This window comes from Enterococcus pseudoavium NBRC 100491, from assembly GCF_001544295.1.
GTDB lineage: Bacteria > Bacillota > Bacilli > Lactobacillales > Enterococcaceae > Enterococcus_A > Enterococcus_A pseudoavium.
In genome coordinates this window covers 37,743-53,982 of sequence record NZ_BCQF01000006.1, presented here as the reverse complement: position 1 = coordinate 53,982, position 16,240 = coordinate 37,743, and the positions used below count along the sequence as shown (strand labels likewise).

Annotated in this window: 18 protein-coding genes and 1 riboswitch; of the genes, 17 read left to right on the top strand and 1 reads right to left on the bottom strand. The window is 40.1% G+C overall.

Features of this window, described 5'->3' with window-relative positions; translation table 11 throughout:
• The 6 genes from EP1_RS04495 to EP1_RS13280 all read left to right on the top strand — a co-directional run bounded on the left by EP1_RS04495 (position 1) and on the right by EP1_RS13280 (position 6,205).
• Positions 1–1,230: a DUF4430 domain-containing protein gene (locus tag EP1_RS04495; RefSeq protein WP_067624141.1), complete on the top strand. Its 1,230-nt coding sequence runs from the start codon at positions 1–3 to the stop codon at positions 1,228–1,230.
• A 12-nt stretch (positions 1,231–1,242) separates the two neighbouring features.
• Complete coding sequence (locus tag EP1_RS04490) at positions 1,243–2,187, top strand: energy-coupling factor transporter transmembrane component T (protein WP_067624139.1); 945 nt, start codon at positions 1,243–1,245, stop codon at positions 2,185–2,187.
• A 4-nt stretch (positions 2,188–2,191) separates the two neighbouring features.
• Positions 2,192–3,877 (top strand): ABC transporter ATP-binding protein, encoded by a 1,686-nt coding sequence (locus tag EP1_RS04485; protein WP_067624136.1) that lies wholly within the window; start codon positions 2,192–2,194, stop codon positions 3,875–3,877.
• A complete protein-coding gene (locus EP1_RS04480) occupies positions 3,850–4,668 on the top strand; it encodes an ECF transporter S component (RefSeq protein ID WP_067624130.1) in 819 nt (272 codons plus the stop codon). Before EP1_RS04485 ends, EP1_RS04480 begins: the two co-directional genes overlap by 28 nt.
• A gap of 13 nt (positions 4,669–4,681) precedes the next feature.
• Positions 4,682–5,074, top strand: a complete 393-nt coding sequence (locus EP1_RS04475) for a DUF4430 domain-containing protein (protein WP_067624126.1) — start codon at positions 4,682–4,684, stop codon at positions 5,072–5,074.
• A 54-nt stretch (positions 5,075–5,128) separates the two neighbouring features.
• A complete protein-coding gene (locus EP1_RS13280) occupies positions 5,129–6,205 on the top strand; it encodes a glycerate kinase (protein ID WP_157065573.1) in 1,077 nt (358 codons plus the stop codon).
• Positions 6,186–6,356: riboswitch (cobalamin riboswitch) on the top strand. (Overlaps the previous gene by 20 nt.)
• Before the next feature lie 61 nt (positions 6,357–6,417).
• Here the strand turns inward: EP1_RS13280 and EP1_RS04470 are convergent.
• On the bottom strand, positions 6,418–7,431 hold the full coding sequence (locus tag EP1_RS04470) for a PocR ligand-binding domain-containing protein (protein ID WP_067624124.1): 1,014 nt from the start codon (positions 7,429–7,431) through the stop codon (positions 6,418–6,420).
• A 278-nt stretch (positions 7,432–7,709) separates the two neighbouring features.
• Between EP1_RS04470 and EP1_RS04465 the strand changes: the two genes are divergently transcribed.
• The 11 genes from EP1_RS04465 to eutJ are packed head-to-tail and all read left to right on the top strand — an operon-like array spanning position 7,710 to position 16,234.
• Positions 7,710–7,994, top strand: coding sequence for a BMC domain-containing protein (locus EP1_RS04465; protein ID WP_067624121.1), 285 nt, complete (start codon positions 7,710–7,712; stop codon positions 7,992–7,994).
• Positions 7,995–7,996: 2 nt separating this feature from the next.
• Positions 7,997–8,797, top strand: a complete 801-nt coding sequence (pduB, locus tag EP1_RS04460) for a propanediol utilization microcompartment protein PduB (protein ID WP_115872281.1) — start codon at positions 7,997–7,999, stop codon at positions 8,795–8,797.
• A gap of 37 nt (positions 8,798–8,834) precedes the next feature.
• Positions 8,835–10,499, top strand: a complete 1,665-nt coding sequence (locus EP1_RS04455) for a propanediol/glycerol family dehydratase large subunit (protein ID WP_067624115.1) — start codon at positions 8,835–8,837, stop codon at positions 10,497–10,499.
• A 22-nt stretch (positions 10,500–10,521) separates the two neighbouring features.
• Positions 10,522–11,253, top strand: coding sequence for a propanediol/glycerol family dehydratase medium subunit (locus EP1_RS04450; RefSeq protein ID WP_067624110.1), 732 nt, complete (start codon positions 10,522–10,524; stop codon positions 11,251–11,253).
• Between the two features lie 11 nt (positions 11,254–11,264).
• Positions 11,265–11,777 (top strand): diol dehydratase small subunit, encoded by a 513-nt coding sequence (locus EP1_RS04445; protein ID WP_067624107.1) that lies wholly within the window; start codon positions 11,265–11,267, stop codon positions 11,775–11,777.
• Positions 11,778–11,792: 15 nt separating this feature from the next.
• Positions 11,793–13,625 carry a diol dehydratase reactivase subunit alpha gene (locus tag EP1_RS04440; RefSeq protein WP_067624104.1) on the top strand — a complete coding sequence of 611 codons (1,833 nt, stop codon included), beginning with the start codon at positions 11,793–11,795 and terminating at the stop codon, positions 13,623–13,625.
• 2 nt (positions 13,626–13,627) lie between these two features.
• Positions 13,628–13,966, top strand: a complete 339-nt coding sequence (locus tag EP1_RS04435; protein ID WP_067624101.1) for a glycerol dehydratase reactivase beta/small subunit family protein — start codon at positions 13,628–13,630, stop codon at positions 13,964–13,966.
• The gene (locus EP1_RS04430; protein ID WP_067624099.1) at positions 13,967–14,455 is read left to right on the top strand and encodes a BMC domain-containing protein; all 489 of its coding nucleotides are present in this window, start codon (positions 13,967–13,969) and stop codon (positions 14,453–14,455) included.
• A 12-nt stretch (positions 14,456–14,467) separates the two neighbouring features.
• Complete coding sequence (gene pduA / locus EP1_RS04425) at positions 14,468–14,746, top strand: propanediol utilization microcompartment protein PduA (protein ID WP_270264034.1); 279 nt, start codon at positions 14,468–14,470, stop codon at positions 14,744–14,746.
• A 28-nt stretch (positions 14,747–14,774) separates the two neighbouring features.
• On the top strand, positions 14,775–15,398 hold the full coding sequence (locus EP1_RS04420; RefSeq protein WP_067624092.1) for a phosphate propanoyltransferase: 624 nt from the start codon (positions 14,775–14,777) through the stop codon (positions 15,396–15,398).
• Positions 15,399–15,409: 11 nt separating this feature from the next.
• On the top strand, positions 15,410–16,234 hold the full coding sequence (eutJ, locus tag EP1_RS04415) for an ethanolamine utilization protein EutJ (RefSeq protein WP_067624089.1): 825 nt from the start codon (positions 15,410–15,412) through the stop codon (positions 16,232–16,234).
• The last annotated feature ends 6 nt before the right edge of the window (positions 16,235–16,240 follow it).

The window sequence follows — 16,240 nt, the reverse complement described above, 5'->3', positions numbered from 1 at the left end:
ATGAAAAAGTTTCTCAAATGCTTGCTGCTGATTGCAGCAGGCATAATCTTGGGAGCGTGCGGGCAGGTTCAAACAAAAGAACATGAAAAAGTTGCTCCTTTAAAAACTGAGACACGCCTGCCTGAAAATGGCGTGATCAGCAAAGCTCAAATGGCAACTATTGTGGGAAAAAACCAAGCTTTTAGATTTATTGGTGAAAACCAAAAAATTAATTATCGCTGGACCTATCAAGGACAACAAATCCAAAATCCAGTCAAACAAAAGTTGAATTTACACTTCAAAACTCAGGGATTGGATCAAGTCAAAAAGGCGGCTAATAATGCCAATCATGCTGTTGGTTTTTCTATCGAAAAAATGGAACTAGCGGGAACGCCAGAATTACAATTAACGATCCCCAGTAACTGGCAAGCTAATAAGGCATACTTAGTCAGCGATATCAAAGGAAGTTTGAAAAAAGTCAAAGGAAGTCCTATTACAATAGAAAATAAGGACAATCAAACGCTCCTGCGTTTTAGGGTATTAGAAGCAGGCGTAGATTATTATATCGTTGCCGGTGGTTCAACCCAAGAACAGGCTACTACCGAAGGGGAGACAGAAAACCAAGCTCTTTCAAATGATCAAAGCAAGCAGGAAGCTAATCAGCAACAGAAAGCAACTCCTGATCAAGAGATAGATAACAATGACGAACAAGCGACCGAAAATTCAGTCACTACTGCTGATACAGAAAATCCTGCAGAGACAAAGGCGCAAAATCCGACTGGACAAGCCACTAATCAGACACAAGTGGTTGGTGACAAAACAAAAAGAGAGCAACAGTCAACTGAGTCGACCGTTACTTTTTCAATATCAGCTAGAACTATCTTGGCGAATTGGTCGGATTTAGTCAAAGAAAAACAACCCTATGTTCCAAGTAATGGCTGGATCTTGCCGCCGACTCAAGTTCCCTTGAAATCAGGGGATAGTGTTTATGACTTATTAGTTCGAGCCACTAAAGAAAGAGGCATTCAAATGGAATCACGGTGGACTCCGATGTATGATGCCTATTATGTATCTGGTATTCATCAGCTATACGAGTTTGATTGTGGAAATCTTTCTGGCTGGATGTATCAAGTTAATGGTTGGTTCCCTAATTATGGTTGTTCAAAGTACAAAGATCTTCATCCTGGCGATGAGATTAAATGGGAATATACCTGTGATTTAGGACATGATATTGGTAATAATCAAAAATAAGGGGGAGCAGCGATGAGAGATCCTTTTTCACAAGTTCATCCATTGAATAATTTTATATATTTTCTGCTTGTGATTGGAATAAGTATGTTTTCACTGCACCCATACATTTTAGCACTCTCTTTTTTAGGTGCGCTCAGTTATAGTTCCCTATTAGTTGGAGTTAAAAAAAGCTTGCTATTTCAGTTGAAATTTATTATTCCAGGAATGTTAGTAGTGGCAGTAGTCAACCCAGCTTTCAATCATTACGGTGTTACCCAACTTTATCGGATGGAAAATGGAAATGCGATTACTTTGGAAGCAATTATCATTGGTTTGGCTCTAGCGCTGGTTTTTGCTAACACGATTAATTGGTTTACTTGTTACAATCAAGTGATGACTAGTGACAAATTCATTTATCTTTTTGGGAAGCTCATTCCAGCCAGCTCATTGATTTTATCAATGGCATTTCGTTTCGTACCTAAATTTACGCAACAATTAGCCGTCGTTCGGAATGGTCAAAAAAGTATCGGACGGGATCTTAGTAACGGCAACTTTATCGAGAAGATCCGTCGAGCCTTTAAAATTTTTTCAATCATGGTCACTTGGGCGTTGGAAAATGCGATTGAAACAGCTGACTCTATGAAAGCACGAGGATACGGACTAAAGGGGCGCACGGCTTTTTCACTGGATCGTTTTGATTTGCGAGACGGGATCATCTTGGGATATTTGTTGTTAACTTCGCTAGGCTGTTTGTGGAATTTTGCTAATCAGGCGCTCTATGTGAGTTACAATCCTCAGATTATCATACACGGTTGGCCTTTGAATTGGTCAAGTGGAATTGGAACCGTGAGTTTCTTTTTGTTAGTTTCTCTACCGCTGTTCTTGCGCGCATGGGATGCTTATAAATGGTCGCGTATTAAGGTAAATCAAGCGACCACACTACCAAATTATTTCAACCAAATTGGACAGAAGGAGTAAGAAAATGGGACTTTTAAGTGTAGATAAAGTAAGTTTTGCTTATCCAGAGTCTTCAGAAAAACGTCTTGATGATGTTACTTTTGAACTGGCAGCTGGGAGCTTCAATGTTCTATTTGGGAAAAGTGGCAGCGGAAAAACAACGTTACTAAGACAATTAAAGCCTGCCTTAAGCCCGTTTGGAGAGATGACCGGTTTAATTAAATTTGATCATCGACCATTAACCGAATTAACTCTTCGAGAGCAAAGTGAAGAGATTGGTTTTGTCATGCAAAATCCAGATAATCAAATTGTAACGGATAAAGTTTGGCACGAACTGGCATTTGGACTAGAAAGTCTGGGCCTCGATCAAGCGACCATTCGCCTGCGGGTTGCTGAGATGGCTTCTTATTTCGGCATCCAATCATGGTTTTTAAAAAATATCAATGAACTTTCTGGCGGCCAAAAACAATTATTGAACTTAGCTAGTATCATGGCTTTACATCCGAAACTATTGATTTTAGATGAACCAACTTCGCAATTAGATCCAATCGCCGCTACCAACTTTTTAGAAACGGTAGCAAAGATCAATCGAGAGATTGGAACAACCGTCTTAATCTCTGAGCATCGATTGCAAGAAGTTTTACCAATGGCTGATCAGGTCTTCATGATGGAGAAAGGGCGCATAATGATCAGTGGAGAACCTAGAACAGTAGGGAAAGCATTAAAAGAGACTAAAAATGACCTTTTTATCGCGATGCCTGCTCCAATGAAAATATATGGCAGTTGTGATGCTGGCTCTGACTATCCGCTGACTGTTGGAGAAGGTCGCAGTTGGCTGGAGGGTCGGGCAAATAAGTCAGCAGAATCATTCCCTGAAGAAAAAATAACTGAAACAGCGACAATGATTGAAGTCAAGAACCTGTGGTTTCGTTATGATCGAGATGCGCCAGATGTCATCAAAGACTTGTCCTTAAGTGTTCCGGCGGGGTGTTTTTATAGCATTGTCGGGGGGAATGGTACAGGTAAAAGTACCGCATTATCTTTAATCAGTCGGATTCGACAGCCATACCGTGGGAAAATAAAGCTAAAGGGCAAACCTTTAAATAAATTTTCTGATAATGAACTTTATCATCAATTTCTAGGTGTATTACCCCAGAATCCCCAAAGCCTTTTTGTTAAGAAGACTGTGCTGGAAGATCTTTATGAGATCATTGACGGGAAACAAGCAAAAAGAACAGCGGCCTATCCTTTGAATATGAGTAAGGAATCTGCTATTGCGGGAATTGTCGAGCTGGTTCACTTAGAAGAGTTATTAATGAAACATCCTTATGACCTCAGTGGTGGCGAACAGCAACGGCTAGCTTTGGCGAAAGTCCTGTTACTACGTCCTAAAATTTTATTGCTTGACGAGCCTACCAAGGGACTGGATGATTTTTTTAAAGAAGAATTAGGTGAAATTCTATTGAAACTAAAAGAGCAAGGTGTGACGATCTTGATGGTTTCTCATGATGTTGAATTTGTCGCGAAATTCAGTGATCTGTGTGGCTTATTTTTTGATGGTTCCATCGTCACCACCAAACCGGCACGGGAATTTTTTGCGGGCAATAGTTTTTATACTACTGCGGCTAATCGAATGGCTCGAGGCTATTTTCCTAACGCAGTGACGGTTGAGGAGGTGATTGAATGTCTCAAAAAAAATCAGACTTCTTAAGCCACTTCTATCGAGATGATAATTACCAGAAGCCATTACCTAAAAAAAGTGAGAATCCACCAAGCTTGCCAATATGGAATCAAGAGGTTGAAGCAAAAAAACTCTCACGACGAACTAAACTCAGTTTAGTAGCTATTTTTCTATGTATGCCGTTAGTGATTTATTACGGAATAAAAAGTGGGGATCGTAGCTATTTAAAAGTTAGTCTGTTATTGATCTTTTTGGCAATGGCTCCTTTCCTACTGATCTTTGAAGGGCGTAAGCCACAGGCACGAGAACTGATCATTATTTCAGTTCTAATAGGATTAGGTGTTGCTGGACGTGGTGCATTTTTCATGTTGCCGCAATTTAAGCCAGTGGCAGCGTTAGTAATTATCAGTGCTGTTTCTTTTGGACCAGAAGTCGGTTTTTTAGTTGGCAGTGGGACGGCGTTAGTCTCAAATATCTTTTTTAGTCAAGGGCCTTGGACGCCATGGCAGATGTTTGCTTTTGGCATGATTGGCTTTGTGGCCGGAGTCTTTTATCGTTGCGGTTTATTGCGAGCCAATCGCTTGTCCTTATGTCTATTTGGTTTTTTTAGTATTTTCCTGATTTATGGACTAATTATGAACCCCGCCTCATTACTGATGTTCACACCTATGATCAGCAAGGAAGCGCTGATTGCGGTCTTTATTTCCGGTGCACCGATGGATTTGATTCACGCGATCTCAACGGTGATCTTTCTGGCTGTTTTAGCCAAACCGATGTTAGAAAAATTGCAACGTATCAAAATAAAATATGGATTAATTTAAGGAGAAAAATAAGATGAAAAAAACAATGATTTTAGCAGCTCTATTAGTAAGTTTGGTCGGTTTTACCGGCTGTCAAAAAAATGAACCCGCAACATCACAAGAAACTTCGGTCAGTCAAAAGACTGAACAAAAAGCAACGGTTAAGCTACAAGAAGATGGAAAGGAACTCTCTAAAAAAACAATCAACTTTGAAAAAGGTGCAACGTTATATGATGTAATGGCCAAGAATTTTACGATTGAGGATCAGGATGGTTTTATCACTAAAATTGAAGGACATGCACAAGATGAGAATGCCAAAAAGTATTGGACCTTTAAAATTAACGACAAAGAGATCATGAAAGGTGCAAAAGAAGTGAAAGTGAAAGGAAACGACAAAATTGTCTTTGATTTAGCCAAAATGAACTAGTCAATAGCTAAATTATCACACCTTTTTTTGTTATACTAACAATGGGTGAAAATTATGACAGAAGTGTTTGCCATTGCACCAATTTTAGATGAAACAAAAACCGATGAAAATATTGTAAAAAAATTCAATGAGTACTTAGTTGAAGATGAGAGTAAAGCCGAAGCGCGTTCATTTCCTTTTGTTGACCACAAGGATCCACTGAAAATGATTCTAAAATATTATCAACAGCCGATAAAGACGTTACAGGAAGATGGACTATTTGGTTTTTCGATTAAGCCAAGATATGGCTATTCAAAAGATAAGGAAATTCTTTTCTTGGATATCGCATCGTTAGTGGGGCCTACTACCGTGCCAACGATTGCAAAGTCACCATTGATTTCCAGCAGTAATATTATCGGGACTGTTTTGAAAAAAATTGTACGTTCAGAAACGCAAAAAATTGTTTTTATGAATACTTACAGTATCGCTACGGACTTAGGGTTAGGTATGTTCGAAGAATTAGGGATGACCTTTTACAATGCTCAAGGCCGTTCATTTGAGATTAGTGGTGGAAAAATTGGGCAGATCAGTAGTTTCTCCTATGAGGGACTAGATAAAAAATGGCTCAATTATGAATACTTGATTCTTTCTGATAAAAAAGAGCTGGATCTTTTGGTAGGAGAAGAGGGTATTTCTTATCAGAATCAAGCATTGACTGGTGCCAGTGATGAAATTGTCAAGGTACTGGACCGAGAAACAGAAAAATGTATTCAAACGGTTAGCCGTTTATTGAATAAGCCTGATTTACTGGAACCACTTGCTAGTGTTGGCAATGGTTTGAGTTTTGCTTGTTTGGCTTTTACACGTCACGTGAAAGTGATGAATCAACTGAAAGCCTTTGTAGAGCTGACTGATTTTGAAGCAAATTTGAAACAAGTTGATTATTTTATCATTCCAGAGAAGTATACAACATTTCGCCAAATGTTAACGGAACGTAAAATTCCAACGATGGTTATTAAAACTCAAAGCAACACAACGGTTGCCGAAAATGAAGTGCTTTTGCCTTATTTCAGTTTTACTTCAGAAGATATGTTAGAAATCTTTGATTATTTAAAAGTAATCATTCGCCTGCTTTATTTTCGTGGACGATAATCATTAATTGAATAGAATGAAGGAAATCAGTGAGAATCTGATACTGTACCCGCAACTGTATTGTGGACAAAACAGGTAACCACGGCAATTATTGCTGGAAGGACCTGTGGCGGAAGAAGCAAAGCCAGGATACTTCATCGCATGATCTTTTCGGGAAAAAAAAGATCGGCGTGTTTGCTGCACATTTTTATGTGAAAAAGAAGCACTCCGATTTATTTTCGGAGTGCTTCTTTTTGAATTCTTTGACGATACTCACGGGGAGAGAGATTGGTAACTCTTTTGAACAATTTGCTGAAGTAACTCGATTGAGAGAAACCTAAGCTGTGGGCGATACTATCAATCGACCAAGTGGAATCCTGTAACAAGATCATCGAACGATTGATTTTTTTCTCATTGATATAATCGACGAAGTTCATACCGACTTCTTTTTTAAAAAGCTTACCGAAGTAATAGCCTGACAGATAGACATGGTCGGCAACTTCATCTAGCGTGATTACTTCGTTTAAGTGATGATTGATATATTCTAGTGCTTCAATAACTTCTGGTCGGCTAATTTTATTTTTTACTTTTACTTGAGCAGAGTCTGCCGCGTTTTCCTGAGATTCATGATAAGTAAAAGGAATTTGTTCGTGATTCATGCGAGCCTCAGCAAGTTCTTTTTCAGAATAATCGATTTGGTTGATCAGTTGAGTTGGTTGCTGAATAACCAGATGTTTACTCATGATATCGGAAAGGTAGTAGTTAATGATAATCGTTAGCAATTCACTACCTGAACGAATTTTCTCAGGGGTTGTAATCGGCATGTTCTCATAAGCTTCGACAAAAATTGGGTCATCTTTCCAGTCAGTCGTTTCCTTGATGATCGGATAAAAGCCGTCTTTGTTTTCGATTCGCGTTTGTCCGCATAGGATAAAGCCAACGACTTGTTCATCAATGGTTACTGGGTAAGAAAAATCAACTAAACCAGCATGGCAAATATAAGGTGTTGTCACATTGTTTTTAATGGAACTGCGACCTCCAAACATATCGCAAGTTTGGCAGAGATGGCGCGTTTCCTCATTATTACGCATCAATTGACAAAAAGGTGAAAAACCATAGCTTGCGGTAAGTTCCATACCATGGGTATCAACCAAGATCGTTGCCAAACCAGTTGCTTTAGTGAAATCACTTAAAATTTTATCTAAGATTTTTTGATTAGATTCAAGATATTGATAATACTCTTCCAATTTAAAGTACCCTTCTTTCAGTCGGAATCATATAAATTTGCTTTTGAATAAGCTAAATCGTGTTACAAGTTCTTATTATACGCATTATCGAATTCTTTGTGAAGTATTTATAACAAAGGGTTTATTTAATTGTTTCTCATAAACGAAGGCTGATTTTTAGCAAAATCATCGTTTTTTTCCAAAATAAGAAAAAGATCACAAAAAAGCTATGGCTAATATGTCATAGCTTTTTTTCTTATACTCGGGTTGTTAAAAAATATCTTTTAGGAGGCAATACAATGCAACAAGAAGCGTTAGGTTTAATTGAAACACGTGGTTTAGTCGCATCTATTGAAGCTGCAGATGCAATGGTCAAAGCAGCAAACGTTACATTAGTTGGTCAAGAGAAGATTGGTCAAGGACTAATTACTGTCATGGTACGTGGTGATGTTGGCGCTGTCAAAGCAGCCGTGGATGCAGGTGTCGCAGCAGCTGAAAATATCGGTGAAGTCGTTTCAAATTACGTGATTCCTCGTCCTCATACGGATGTTGAAGGACTTTTACCAGAAAGCGTAAGTGAATAGACATGATTATGGAAGAAGAGTTAGTCAATAAAATTATGGAACGTTTGATCGTATCTACTAATTCTTCCGATTTAGCCAATAAAAAGGAGGGAACTTCTGTGGATAAAAAAGTAAGTTCATTAACAGAGTTTGTAGGTACTGCCCCAGTCGGAGATACGATTGGTTTAGTCATTGCTAATGTAGACAGTCATCTAGCTGAAGCAATGAAACTAAAAAAGAATTACCGTTCATTAGGAATTGTAGGAGCGCGTTCTGGTGCTGGTCCGCAAATCACAGCTGCTGATGAAGCAGTGAAAGCAACCAATACAGAGATCGTCAGTGTTGAATTACCTCGTGATACTAAAGGTGGCGGTGGTCACGGTGTATTGATTATTTTTGGCGGAGAAGATGTTTCGGATGTACGTCGAGCAGTTGAAGTGACATTAAAAGAAACAGAACGGACATTTGGTGATGTTTACAATAATGAAGCCGGACATATCGAATTGCAATATTCAGCTCGTGCTAGTTTCGCTTTAGCTGAAGCTTTCGGCGCTGAAGTTGGGAAGTCTTACGGCTTAATTGCTGCGGCACCTGCGGCAATTGGTGTGGTTATGGCTGACACAGCTGTCAAAGCAGCGAATGTCGAAGTTATTTCCTATGCTTCACCTAATCATGGACAAAAATATTCAAATGAAGTAACGATTCATATTAAAGGCGACTCAGGAGCGGTTCGTCAAGCTGTCATCGCGGCTCGTGAAGTCGGTATCGATCTATTAAACACGTTAGGTAGCGAACCGATCAATGATTTTCCTTCATATATTTAATTGATCGCGTGTTGCCTGTTAGTTAGGAGGAAAAATGATGAAACGTTCTAAACGTTTTGAGGTACTTGAACAACGGCCAATCCATCAAGATGGCTTTGTTAAAGAATGGATCGATGAAGGGTTTATAGCAATGGAAAGCCCAAATGATCCAAAGCCTAGTATCAAAGTGGAAAACGGTGTGATTACAGAACTTGATGGAAAGAAACGTGAAGATTTTGATTTGATTGATCTATATATCGCGGAACATGGGATCGACAAAGAAGGTGCTGAACGCGTTTTGGCAATGGACTCAGTCGAATTAGCCAATATGCTATGTAATCCAAATGTCGCTCGTGAAGATATCGTGAAATTAACATTATCTATGACACCGGCCAAAGTGGTTGATGTCGTCAGCCAAATGAATGTTGTTGAAATGATGATGGCGATGCAAAAAATGCATCCACGTCGTAGTGTCGCGACTCAATCACACGTGACAAACTTACGCGATAATCCAGTTCAGATTGCTGCGGATGCGGCAGAAGGAGCTTTGCGGGGCTTTGCAGAACAAGAAACGACCGTTGCGGTTGCCCGTTACGCACCATTCAACGCGATTTCAATCATGGTTGGTTCACAAGTCGGTCGCCCAGGCGTCTTGACTCAATGTTCCGTAGAAGAAGCTCTTGAACTTGATTTAGGGATGCGAGGTTTTACATCCTATGCAGAAACAATTTCTGTTTATGGGACTGAGCCAGTTTTTACTGATGGAGACGATACACCGTGGTCAAAAGGATTCTTAGCTTCCTGTTATGCTTCTCGTGGCTTGAAAATGCGTTTTACTTCCGGCTCTGGTTCCGAAGTTATGATGGGTTATGCTGAAGGAAAATCAATGCTTTATTTAGAAGCCCGTTGTATTTTCATCACAAAAGCTAGTGGTGTTCAAGGCCTACAAAACGGTGCCGTAAGTTGTATTGGAATTCCCGGCAGCGTACCCTCTGGTATTCGGGCGGTTTTAGCAGAAAATTTGATCTGCGTCATGATGGACTTAGAAGTTGCTTCAGGAAATGACCAAGCATTTTCTCATTCAGATATGCGTCGGACCGAAAAATTAATGTGTCAATTTTTACCAGGGACCGACATTATTTCTTGTGGATATTCGGCAGTACCTAATTATGACAACATGTTTGCTGGTTCTAATACCGATATTGAAGACGTCGATGATTATTTAGTCTTTCAACGTGACTTAAAAGTTGACGGGGGGCTTCGTCCAGTCACAGAAGAAGAAGTTATCAAGATCCGTAGTAAAGCTGCTCGTGCTATTCAAGCTGTTTTTGAAGGCCTAGGATTGCCAAAAATTACGGATGAAGAAGTTGAAGCTGCGACATATGCCCATGGTTCTAAAGATATGCCTGCTCGTAACTTAGTCGAGGATATGAAAGCGGCACAAGAATTATTAGATCGCAAGCTGAATGGAGCAGATATCGTCAAAGCCTTAGCCGAAGGTGGTTTTATGGATGTGGCTGAGGAAGTGTTGAGTCTGTTAAAACAAAGGGTTGCCGGTGATTTCTTACAAACATCTGCAATTTTTGATAACAATTGGCATGTTGTGTCAGCGGTTAATGACAGCAATGATTATATGGGTCCAGGTAGCGGCTATCGTCTATCAGGAGAAAAATGGGAACAAGTCAAGAATATCCCAATGGCCATGGATCCTCGTTCTATTTAACTGGGACAGAAGGGAGAAGCAAATGTCAGAAACAACGATCAATGAATCGCTATTACGCGCAATTATTCGAGATGTTTTAAAAGAAATGCCACTGGATGACAAACCAGTGACCTTCAAAGAGAGTATCGGGGAAGTTCCTACAGCTAATGAAGGACAACCAGCCATTGAAAAAAAACAAAATGTGCCCACAGCGATTAAAGAACTAGCATGGTTTAAACATACCGGTATAGCTCAACCGGGAGTCGCTCAAGATGAAGTAGTCATCGCGGTTGCACCTGGTTTTGCTGAAGCGATGGGAGAGAATCTTTTAGGGATTCCTCATAAAGAAATTTTACGCCAAATGATTGCAGGGATCGAAGAAGAAGGCTTACAGGCTCGAGTAATCAAAGTTTATCGTACAGCCGATGTTTCTTTTGCAGGTGCTGAAGGTGATAAGCTTTCAGGCTCTGGAATCGCAATTGCTATTCAATCGAAGGGAACAACAATCATTCATCAAAAAGATTTGGAACCACTATCAAATCTTGAATTATTCCCACAAGCACCAACTTTGACTTTAGATACCTATCGAGCAATCGGCAAAAATGCCGCAAAATATGCTAAAGGTGAATCCCCTGATCCCGTTCCTACGGTTAGTGATCAAATGTCTCGGGTTGCTTACCAAGCGAAATCGGCTCTGATGCATATCAAAGAAACAAAATACGTTGTAATCGGAAAACCTGCTGAAGAAATTCAAATTGATTTCACAAAAGCATAGGAGGGGAAAAAATGGCTGAAATAGATGAATTAATCAAACGAATCAGCGCGCAGATGGCAGCTGAAGAAAGTACACAACAAACAGCAACTGTTGCGTCGACTCCTCAAACTGAAATGAAGCGCAGTGATTATCCATTATTTGAAAAACATCCTGACATCGTACGTTCACCTAGTGGCAAAGGAATTAATGAGATTACCCTGGATAAAGTTTTAGCTGGTGAAGTAGACGGAAAAGATTTACGTATTACACGGGAAACTTTGAAGTATCAAGGCCAAATTGCCAGTGATGCTGGACGAGACGCATTACAAGAAAACTTCAAACGAGCTGCTGAATTAACAGCGATTCCTGATGAACGTCTATTAGAAATGTATGGTGAATTACGACCTTACCGTTCTTCAAAAGTGGAGCTTTTAGCAATGGCAGATGAATTAGAAACGAAATACAATGCAAAGATTACCGCAGATTTTGTGCGGGAAGCAGCAGAATATTATGAAACACGCAAGAAACTTAAAGGGGATAACTAGACGAGGAGGCTTATTATGAAAAAAGTCATAGGCGTCGATATCGGTAATTCCTCAACGGAAGTAGCATTAGCAGATGTTTCAGACAACGGTGATGTTACATTCATCGCCTCAGCAATTGCCGAAACAACCGGAATCAAGGGGACGAAAAGAAATTTAATTGGAATTCAAAAGTCGATTCAAACAGTTTTAGCTAAAGCTAATTTAGCTAAAGAACAAATAGATTTGATTCGGATCAACGAAGCTACTCCTGTTATTGGGGATGTAGCAATGGAAACAATTACGGAAACGATCATTACAGAATCAACAATGATTGGGCATGACCCTAAAACGCCTGGTGGCGAGGGGTTAGGGATTGGTTATACGATTTTATTGACGGAGCTTTTTAAGGAAACCGATAAAAAGCGGAAATATATTGTAGTAGTGCCAAAAGCAATCGATTTTGATGATGCGGCTAAGCTGATCAATCTTTATGCTGAATATGGTTATCAAGTGAGCGCCGCTATTTTACAAAAAGATGATGGCGTATTGATTCACAATCGTCTCCATAAAAAAATTCCGATCGTTGATGAAGTTGCTTTTATTGAAAAAGTTCCTTTAAAGATGCTGGCAGCGGTCGAAGTGGCTAATCAGGGACAAGTTATTTCTGAACTTTCTAATCCTTATGGAATCGCAACAGTCTTTGACTTGTCTTCAGACGAAACCAAAAATATCGTTCCAGTGTCCCGGGCATTAATCGGTAATCGTTCAGCAGTTGTTATTAAGACACCTGAGGGGGATGTTAAAGCACGGGTCATACCTGCTGGGAATTTAGTCTTACAAGGGGATGGCCGGACAGAGACTATTGGAATCTCAGCAGGTGCTGAAAAGATCATGAAGGTCATTTCTGCTTTTAAGAACATTGATAATGTAACTGGCGAGGCTGGAACGAATATTGGCGGGATGTTGGAACGTGTCCGCCTAACGATGTCAGAATTAACGAATAAACAATTAAAAGATATTCGTATTCAGGATTTATTGGCTATCGATACATTCGTTCCGCTAAATGTTAAAGGCGGTTTAGCTGGAGAATTCTCACTTGAACAAGCAGTAGGAATTGCTTCCATGGTGAAATCAGATCATTTACAGATGGCGCTAATTGCTGAGGAGATCCAAAAACAACTGGGGATACCTGTAGAAATTGGTGGAGCTGAAGCAGAAGCGGCTATTTTAGGTGCATTGACAACGGCAGGGACGAATAAACCATTGGCGATTCTAGACCTAGGAGCTGGTTCGACGGATGCCTCGATCATTGATCAAACCGGTAAAACGACAGCTATTCATTTAGCTGGAGCCGGCGACATGGTCACGATGATTATTAATTCTGAACTGGGACTGGAAGATCGCTATTTAGCTGAAGAAATCAAGAAATATCCTTTAGCAAAAGTAGAAAGCTTATTCTATATCCGGCATGAAGATGGAACAGTGGAGTTTTTTGACAAAGCTTTGCCTGCCAACATCTTTGCTAAAACTGTCGTGATTACCCCAGATGGTTTTGTGCCGGTAAATGGTGATTTAAGTATCGAAAAAATTAAACTGGTTCGTCAAACAGCGAAAGAACGTGTCTTTGTAACCAATGCCCTTAGAGCATTGGCTCATGTTAGCCCAACGGGGAATATTCGTGATATCCCGTTCATTGTCATCGTAGGGGGCTCGGCATTAGATTTTGAGGTTCCACAATTGGTCACAGATGCCCTATCTCATTATGCGTTAGTCGCAGGTCGAGGGAATATTCGAGGCGTTGAAGGACCAAGAAATGCGGTGGCTACCGGATTGATTTTATCTTATGCCAACAAGCTTAAGGAGGAATAGCGATGACGGTGAGGCCAACAATTTTTGTTACTAAATTAGTAGCAGATACTTCTCTAGCTCCGATTTTATTGGGGATTGAAGAAGAAGGGATTCCTTACGAAGAAGTTGTGACGACAAAGTTGACATTGGTAGAGGCGGCTTACGAATTAGCTGTCAATTCGCCATTAGAGGTTGGAATCGTCATGGATGGACGTCAAGCAGTCATGCATTACAAGAAATTACCAAAAAATGAACCACTTTTTATTATTGATACGGCCGATGAAGAGCTAAGAAAGCTTGGAACAAATGCGGCTCGTCTAGTAAAAGGGATTCCGTTTAAAGCATTAAAGGAAGTGAAATGATTGAATCAAGCATTAGGACTAATTGAAGTCGTTGGCTATGCCTGCGCAGTAAATACAAGTGATGTAATGGCAAAAACGGCAAATGTTTCAATCATTGGGATTGAAAGAGCGAAAGGGTCAGGCTGGTTATCCATCAAAGTTGTCGGTGATGTCGGTGCAGTTAATGCGGCGGTTGAGGCTGGTAAATCAATAGCTCAACAACAAGACAAATTGGTCGCAGCACGGGTCATTCCAAGAATGGCTGATGGCCTTTCAGCTATCTGGCTAAAAAATGGTATTGATGCTAGTACTGAGCCAGAGCTGTTAAAGGATCCAGTCATTGAAGAACCAATTGTTGCCGCGGAACCAATCGTTGAACAAGATATAGAAATATTAGAAAAAGCAGGTCATTATACTTGTAATTTATGCAAAGATCCTGCTTGCCCACGCAAAAAGGGTGAGCCACGGAAAGTTTGTATTCATTATGAAGAATTGAAAAATAAAGATTAATTGGAGGAATATATTATGAATAACGCATTAGGAATGATTGAAACAAAAGGTTTAGTAGCAGCTATTGAAGCAGCGGATGCAATGGTCAAAGCGGCCAATGTCAGTTTAGTAGGTACTGAAAAAATTGGTTCAGGCTTAGTGACTGTCATGGTTCGTGGGGATGTTGGTGCAGTTAAAGCGGCAGTTGATGCGGGTGCTAGTGCTGCTGAAACAGTTGGCGATGTTTATGCATCATACGTAATTCCTCGTCCACATACAGATGTTGAAGGGATCTTACCAAAGAAAAACTAAGTTGTAATACAAAGATAGGATGAATGAAATGAATGAAGAAGAGTTAAGAACACTGATTCGTAAAATTATTGCAGAAGAAAGCCAACCATTTATTCCAATTGGCGTTTCCAATCACCATATCCATTTGACTAAAGAAGACTTTGCTGTTCTCTTCCCAGGACAGGAAATGACTGTCAAAGCCCCTTTAAAACAGCCAGGTGAATTTGCCTCAAATCAAACAGTTACGGTTGTGGGTCCTAAAGGAATGATCGAACGGGTACGAGTCTTAGGCCCTTGCCGTGCACACTCACAAGTTGAATTGGCAAAGACTGAAGCACGTCAAATTGGTGTACCTGTACCAATCAGAATGTCAGGCGATTTAGTCGGAACACCAGTAATCACGGTTAAGACTCCTGATGGACAAGTTGAAATCCAAGGGGCTATTGCCGCAAAACGTCATATTCATATGAGTGATAAAGATGCTGAAAACTTCGGTGTTAAAAAAGGCGATCTTGTTAAAGTAGAGATTGAAACAGAACAACGAAAAACAATTTACGATGATGTTGTCGTTCGTCCTGATCCTAAATTTGTTTTAGAAATGCATATTGATACCGATGAAGCCAATGCGGCAAATGTTGGTAAAGGAACCGTGGGTCGTTTAGTAAAAGATTAAGGAGCTTTCTGATGGATTTAAAACAGTCAAACAAAATTTTGAGACAGTTTGCTGAACTTGTGAAAAAGCAACAAATTGCTCGACCAGTTTCATCAAAGGAACAATTAAAAGTGGGAATCGATCTGGGGACTTCATCAATTGTCTTGGCTGTTTTAGATCAAGATGATGTTCCCTTATACGGAGCGTTCCAATATGCCGATGTCGTTCGTGACGGTATTGTTGTTAATTATATTGAATCAGTCAAGATTGTAAAAGAACTGAAAAAGCAAGCGGAAAAACAATTAGGCGTTGAATTGGTCTCTGCCAGCGGAGCTATCCCGCCAGGTACTGGTGAAAATGCTGAAAAAGTGGTCGCAAATGTCATCAACGATGCAGGATTTATAGCTAAAGCAATTATTGATGAACCGACTGCAGCTGCTCGTTTCTTGCAACTGGAAGAAGGCAGTGTTGTTGATATCGGCGGCGGGACTACTGGTATCAGTAATTTCAAAAAGGCTGAGGAGATCACCGTTTTTGATGAACCGACTGGTGGTTATCATATGTCACTAGTACTGTCCGGGGCTAAAAAAATTCCTGTGAGCGAAGCTGAAGTTTTGAAACGTGAGACGAAAGATGAAAAGGAAATCTTTGGAATCATTCGCCCCGTTGTCGAAAAAATGGCTAGTATTGCTAAACAATATGTGCCTCTCAATCAAGAGACACCAATTTTCTTAGTTGGTGGCGCGACGAATTTTGAGGATTTCGTTCCGACCTTCAGTAAAGTAATGGGACATTCTATATTAAGACCTGATTATCCTCAATTTGTCACACCACTTGGCATTGCAATGTTTGATTAGGAGGCC

Coding starts and splice junctions, on each gene's coding strand:
- EP1_RS04495 (WP_067624141.1), top strand. CDS start 1: ATGAAAAAGTTTCTCAAATGCTTGCTGCTGATTGCAGCAGGCATAATC.
- EP1_RS04490 (WP_067624139.1), top strand. CDS start 1,243: ATGAGAGATCCTTTTTCACAAGTTCATCCATTGAATAATTTTATATAT.
- EP1_RS04485 (WP_067624136.1), top strand. CDS start 2,192: ATGGGACTTTTAAGTGTAGATAAAGTAAGTTTTGCTTATCCAGAGTCT.
- EP1_RS04480 (WP_067624130.1), top strand. CDS start 3,850: ATGTCTCAAAAAAAATCAGACTTCTTAAGCCACTTCTATCGAGATGAT.
- EP1_RS04475 (WP_067624126.1), top strand. CDS start 4,682: ATGAAAAAAACAATGATTTTAGCAGCTCTATTAGTAAGTTTGGTCGGT.
- EP1_RS13280 (WP_157065573.1), top strand. CDS start 5,129: ATGACAGAAGTGTTTGCCATTGCACCAATTTTAGATGAAACAAAAACC.
- EP1_RS04465 (WP_067624121.1), top strand. CDS start 7,710: ATGCAACAAGAAGCGTTAGGTTTAATTGAAACACGTGGTTTAGTCGCA.
- pduB (WP_115872281.1), top strand. CDS start 7,997: ATGATTATGGAAGAAGAGTTAGTCAATAAAATTATGGAACGTTTGATC.
- EP1_RS04455 (WP_067624115.1), top strand. CDS start 8,835: ATGAAACGTTCTAAACGTTTTGAGGTACTTGAACAACGGCCAATCCAT.
- EP1_RS04450 (WP_067624110.1), top strand. CDS start 10,522: ATGTCAGAAACAACGATCAATGAATCGCTATTACGCGCAATTATTCGA.
- EP1_RS04445 (WP_067624107.1), top strand. CDS start 11,265: ATGGCTGAAATAGATGAATTAATCAAACGAATCAGCGCGCAGATGGCA.
- EP1_RS04440 (WP_067624104.1), top strand. CDS start 11,793: ATGAAAAAAGTCATAGGCGTCGATATCGGTAATTCCTCAACGGAAGTA.
- EP1_RS04435 (WP_067624101.1), top strand. CDS start 13,628: ATGACGGTGAGGCCAACAATTTTTGTTACTAAATTAGTAGCAGATACT.
- EP1_RS04420 (WP_067624092.1), top strand. CDS start 14,775: ATGAATGAAGAAGAGTTAAGAACACTGATTCGTAAAATTATTGCAGAA.
- eutJ (WP_067624089.1), top strand. CDS start 15,410: ATGGATTTAAAACAGTCAAACAAAATTTTGAGACAGTTTGCTGAACTT.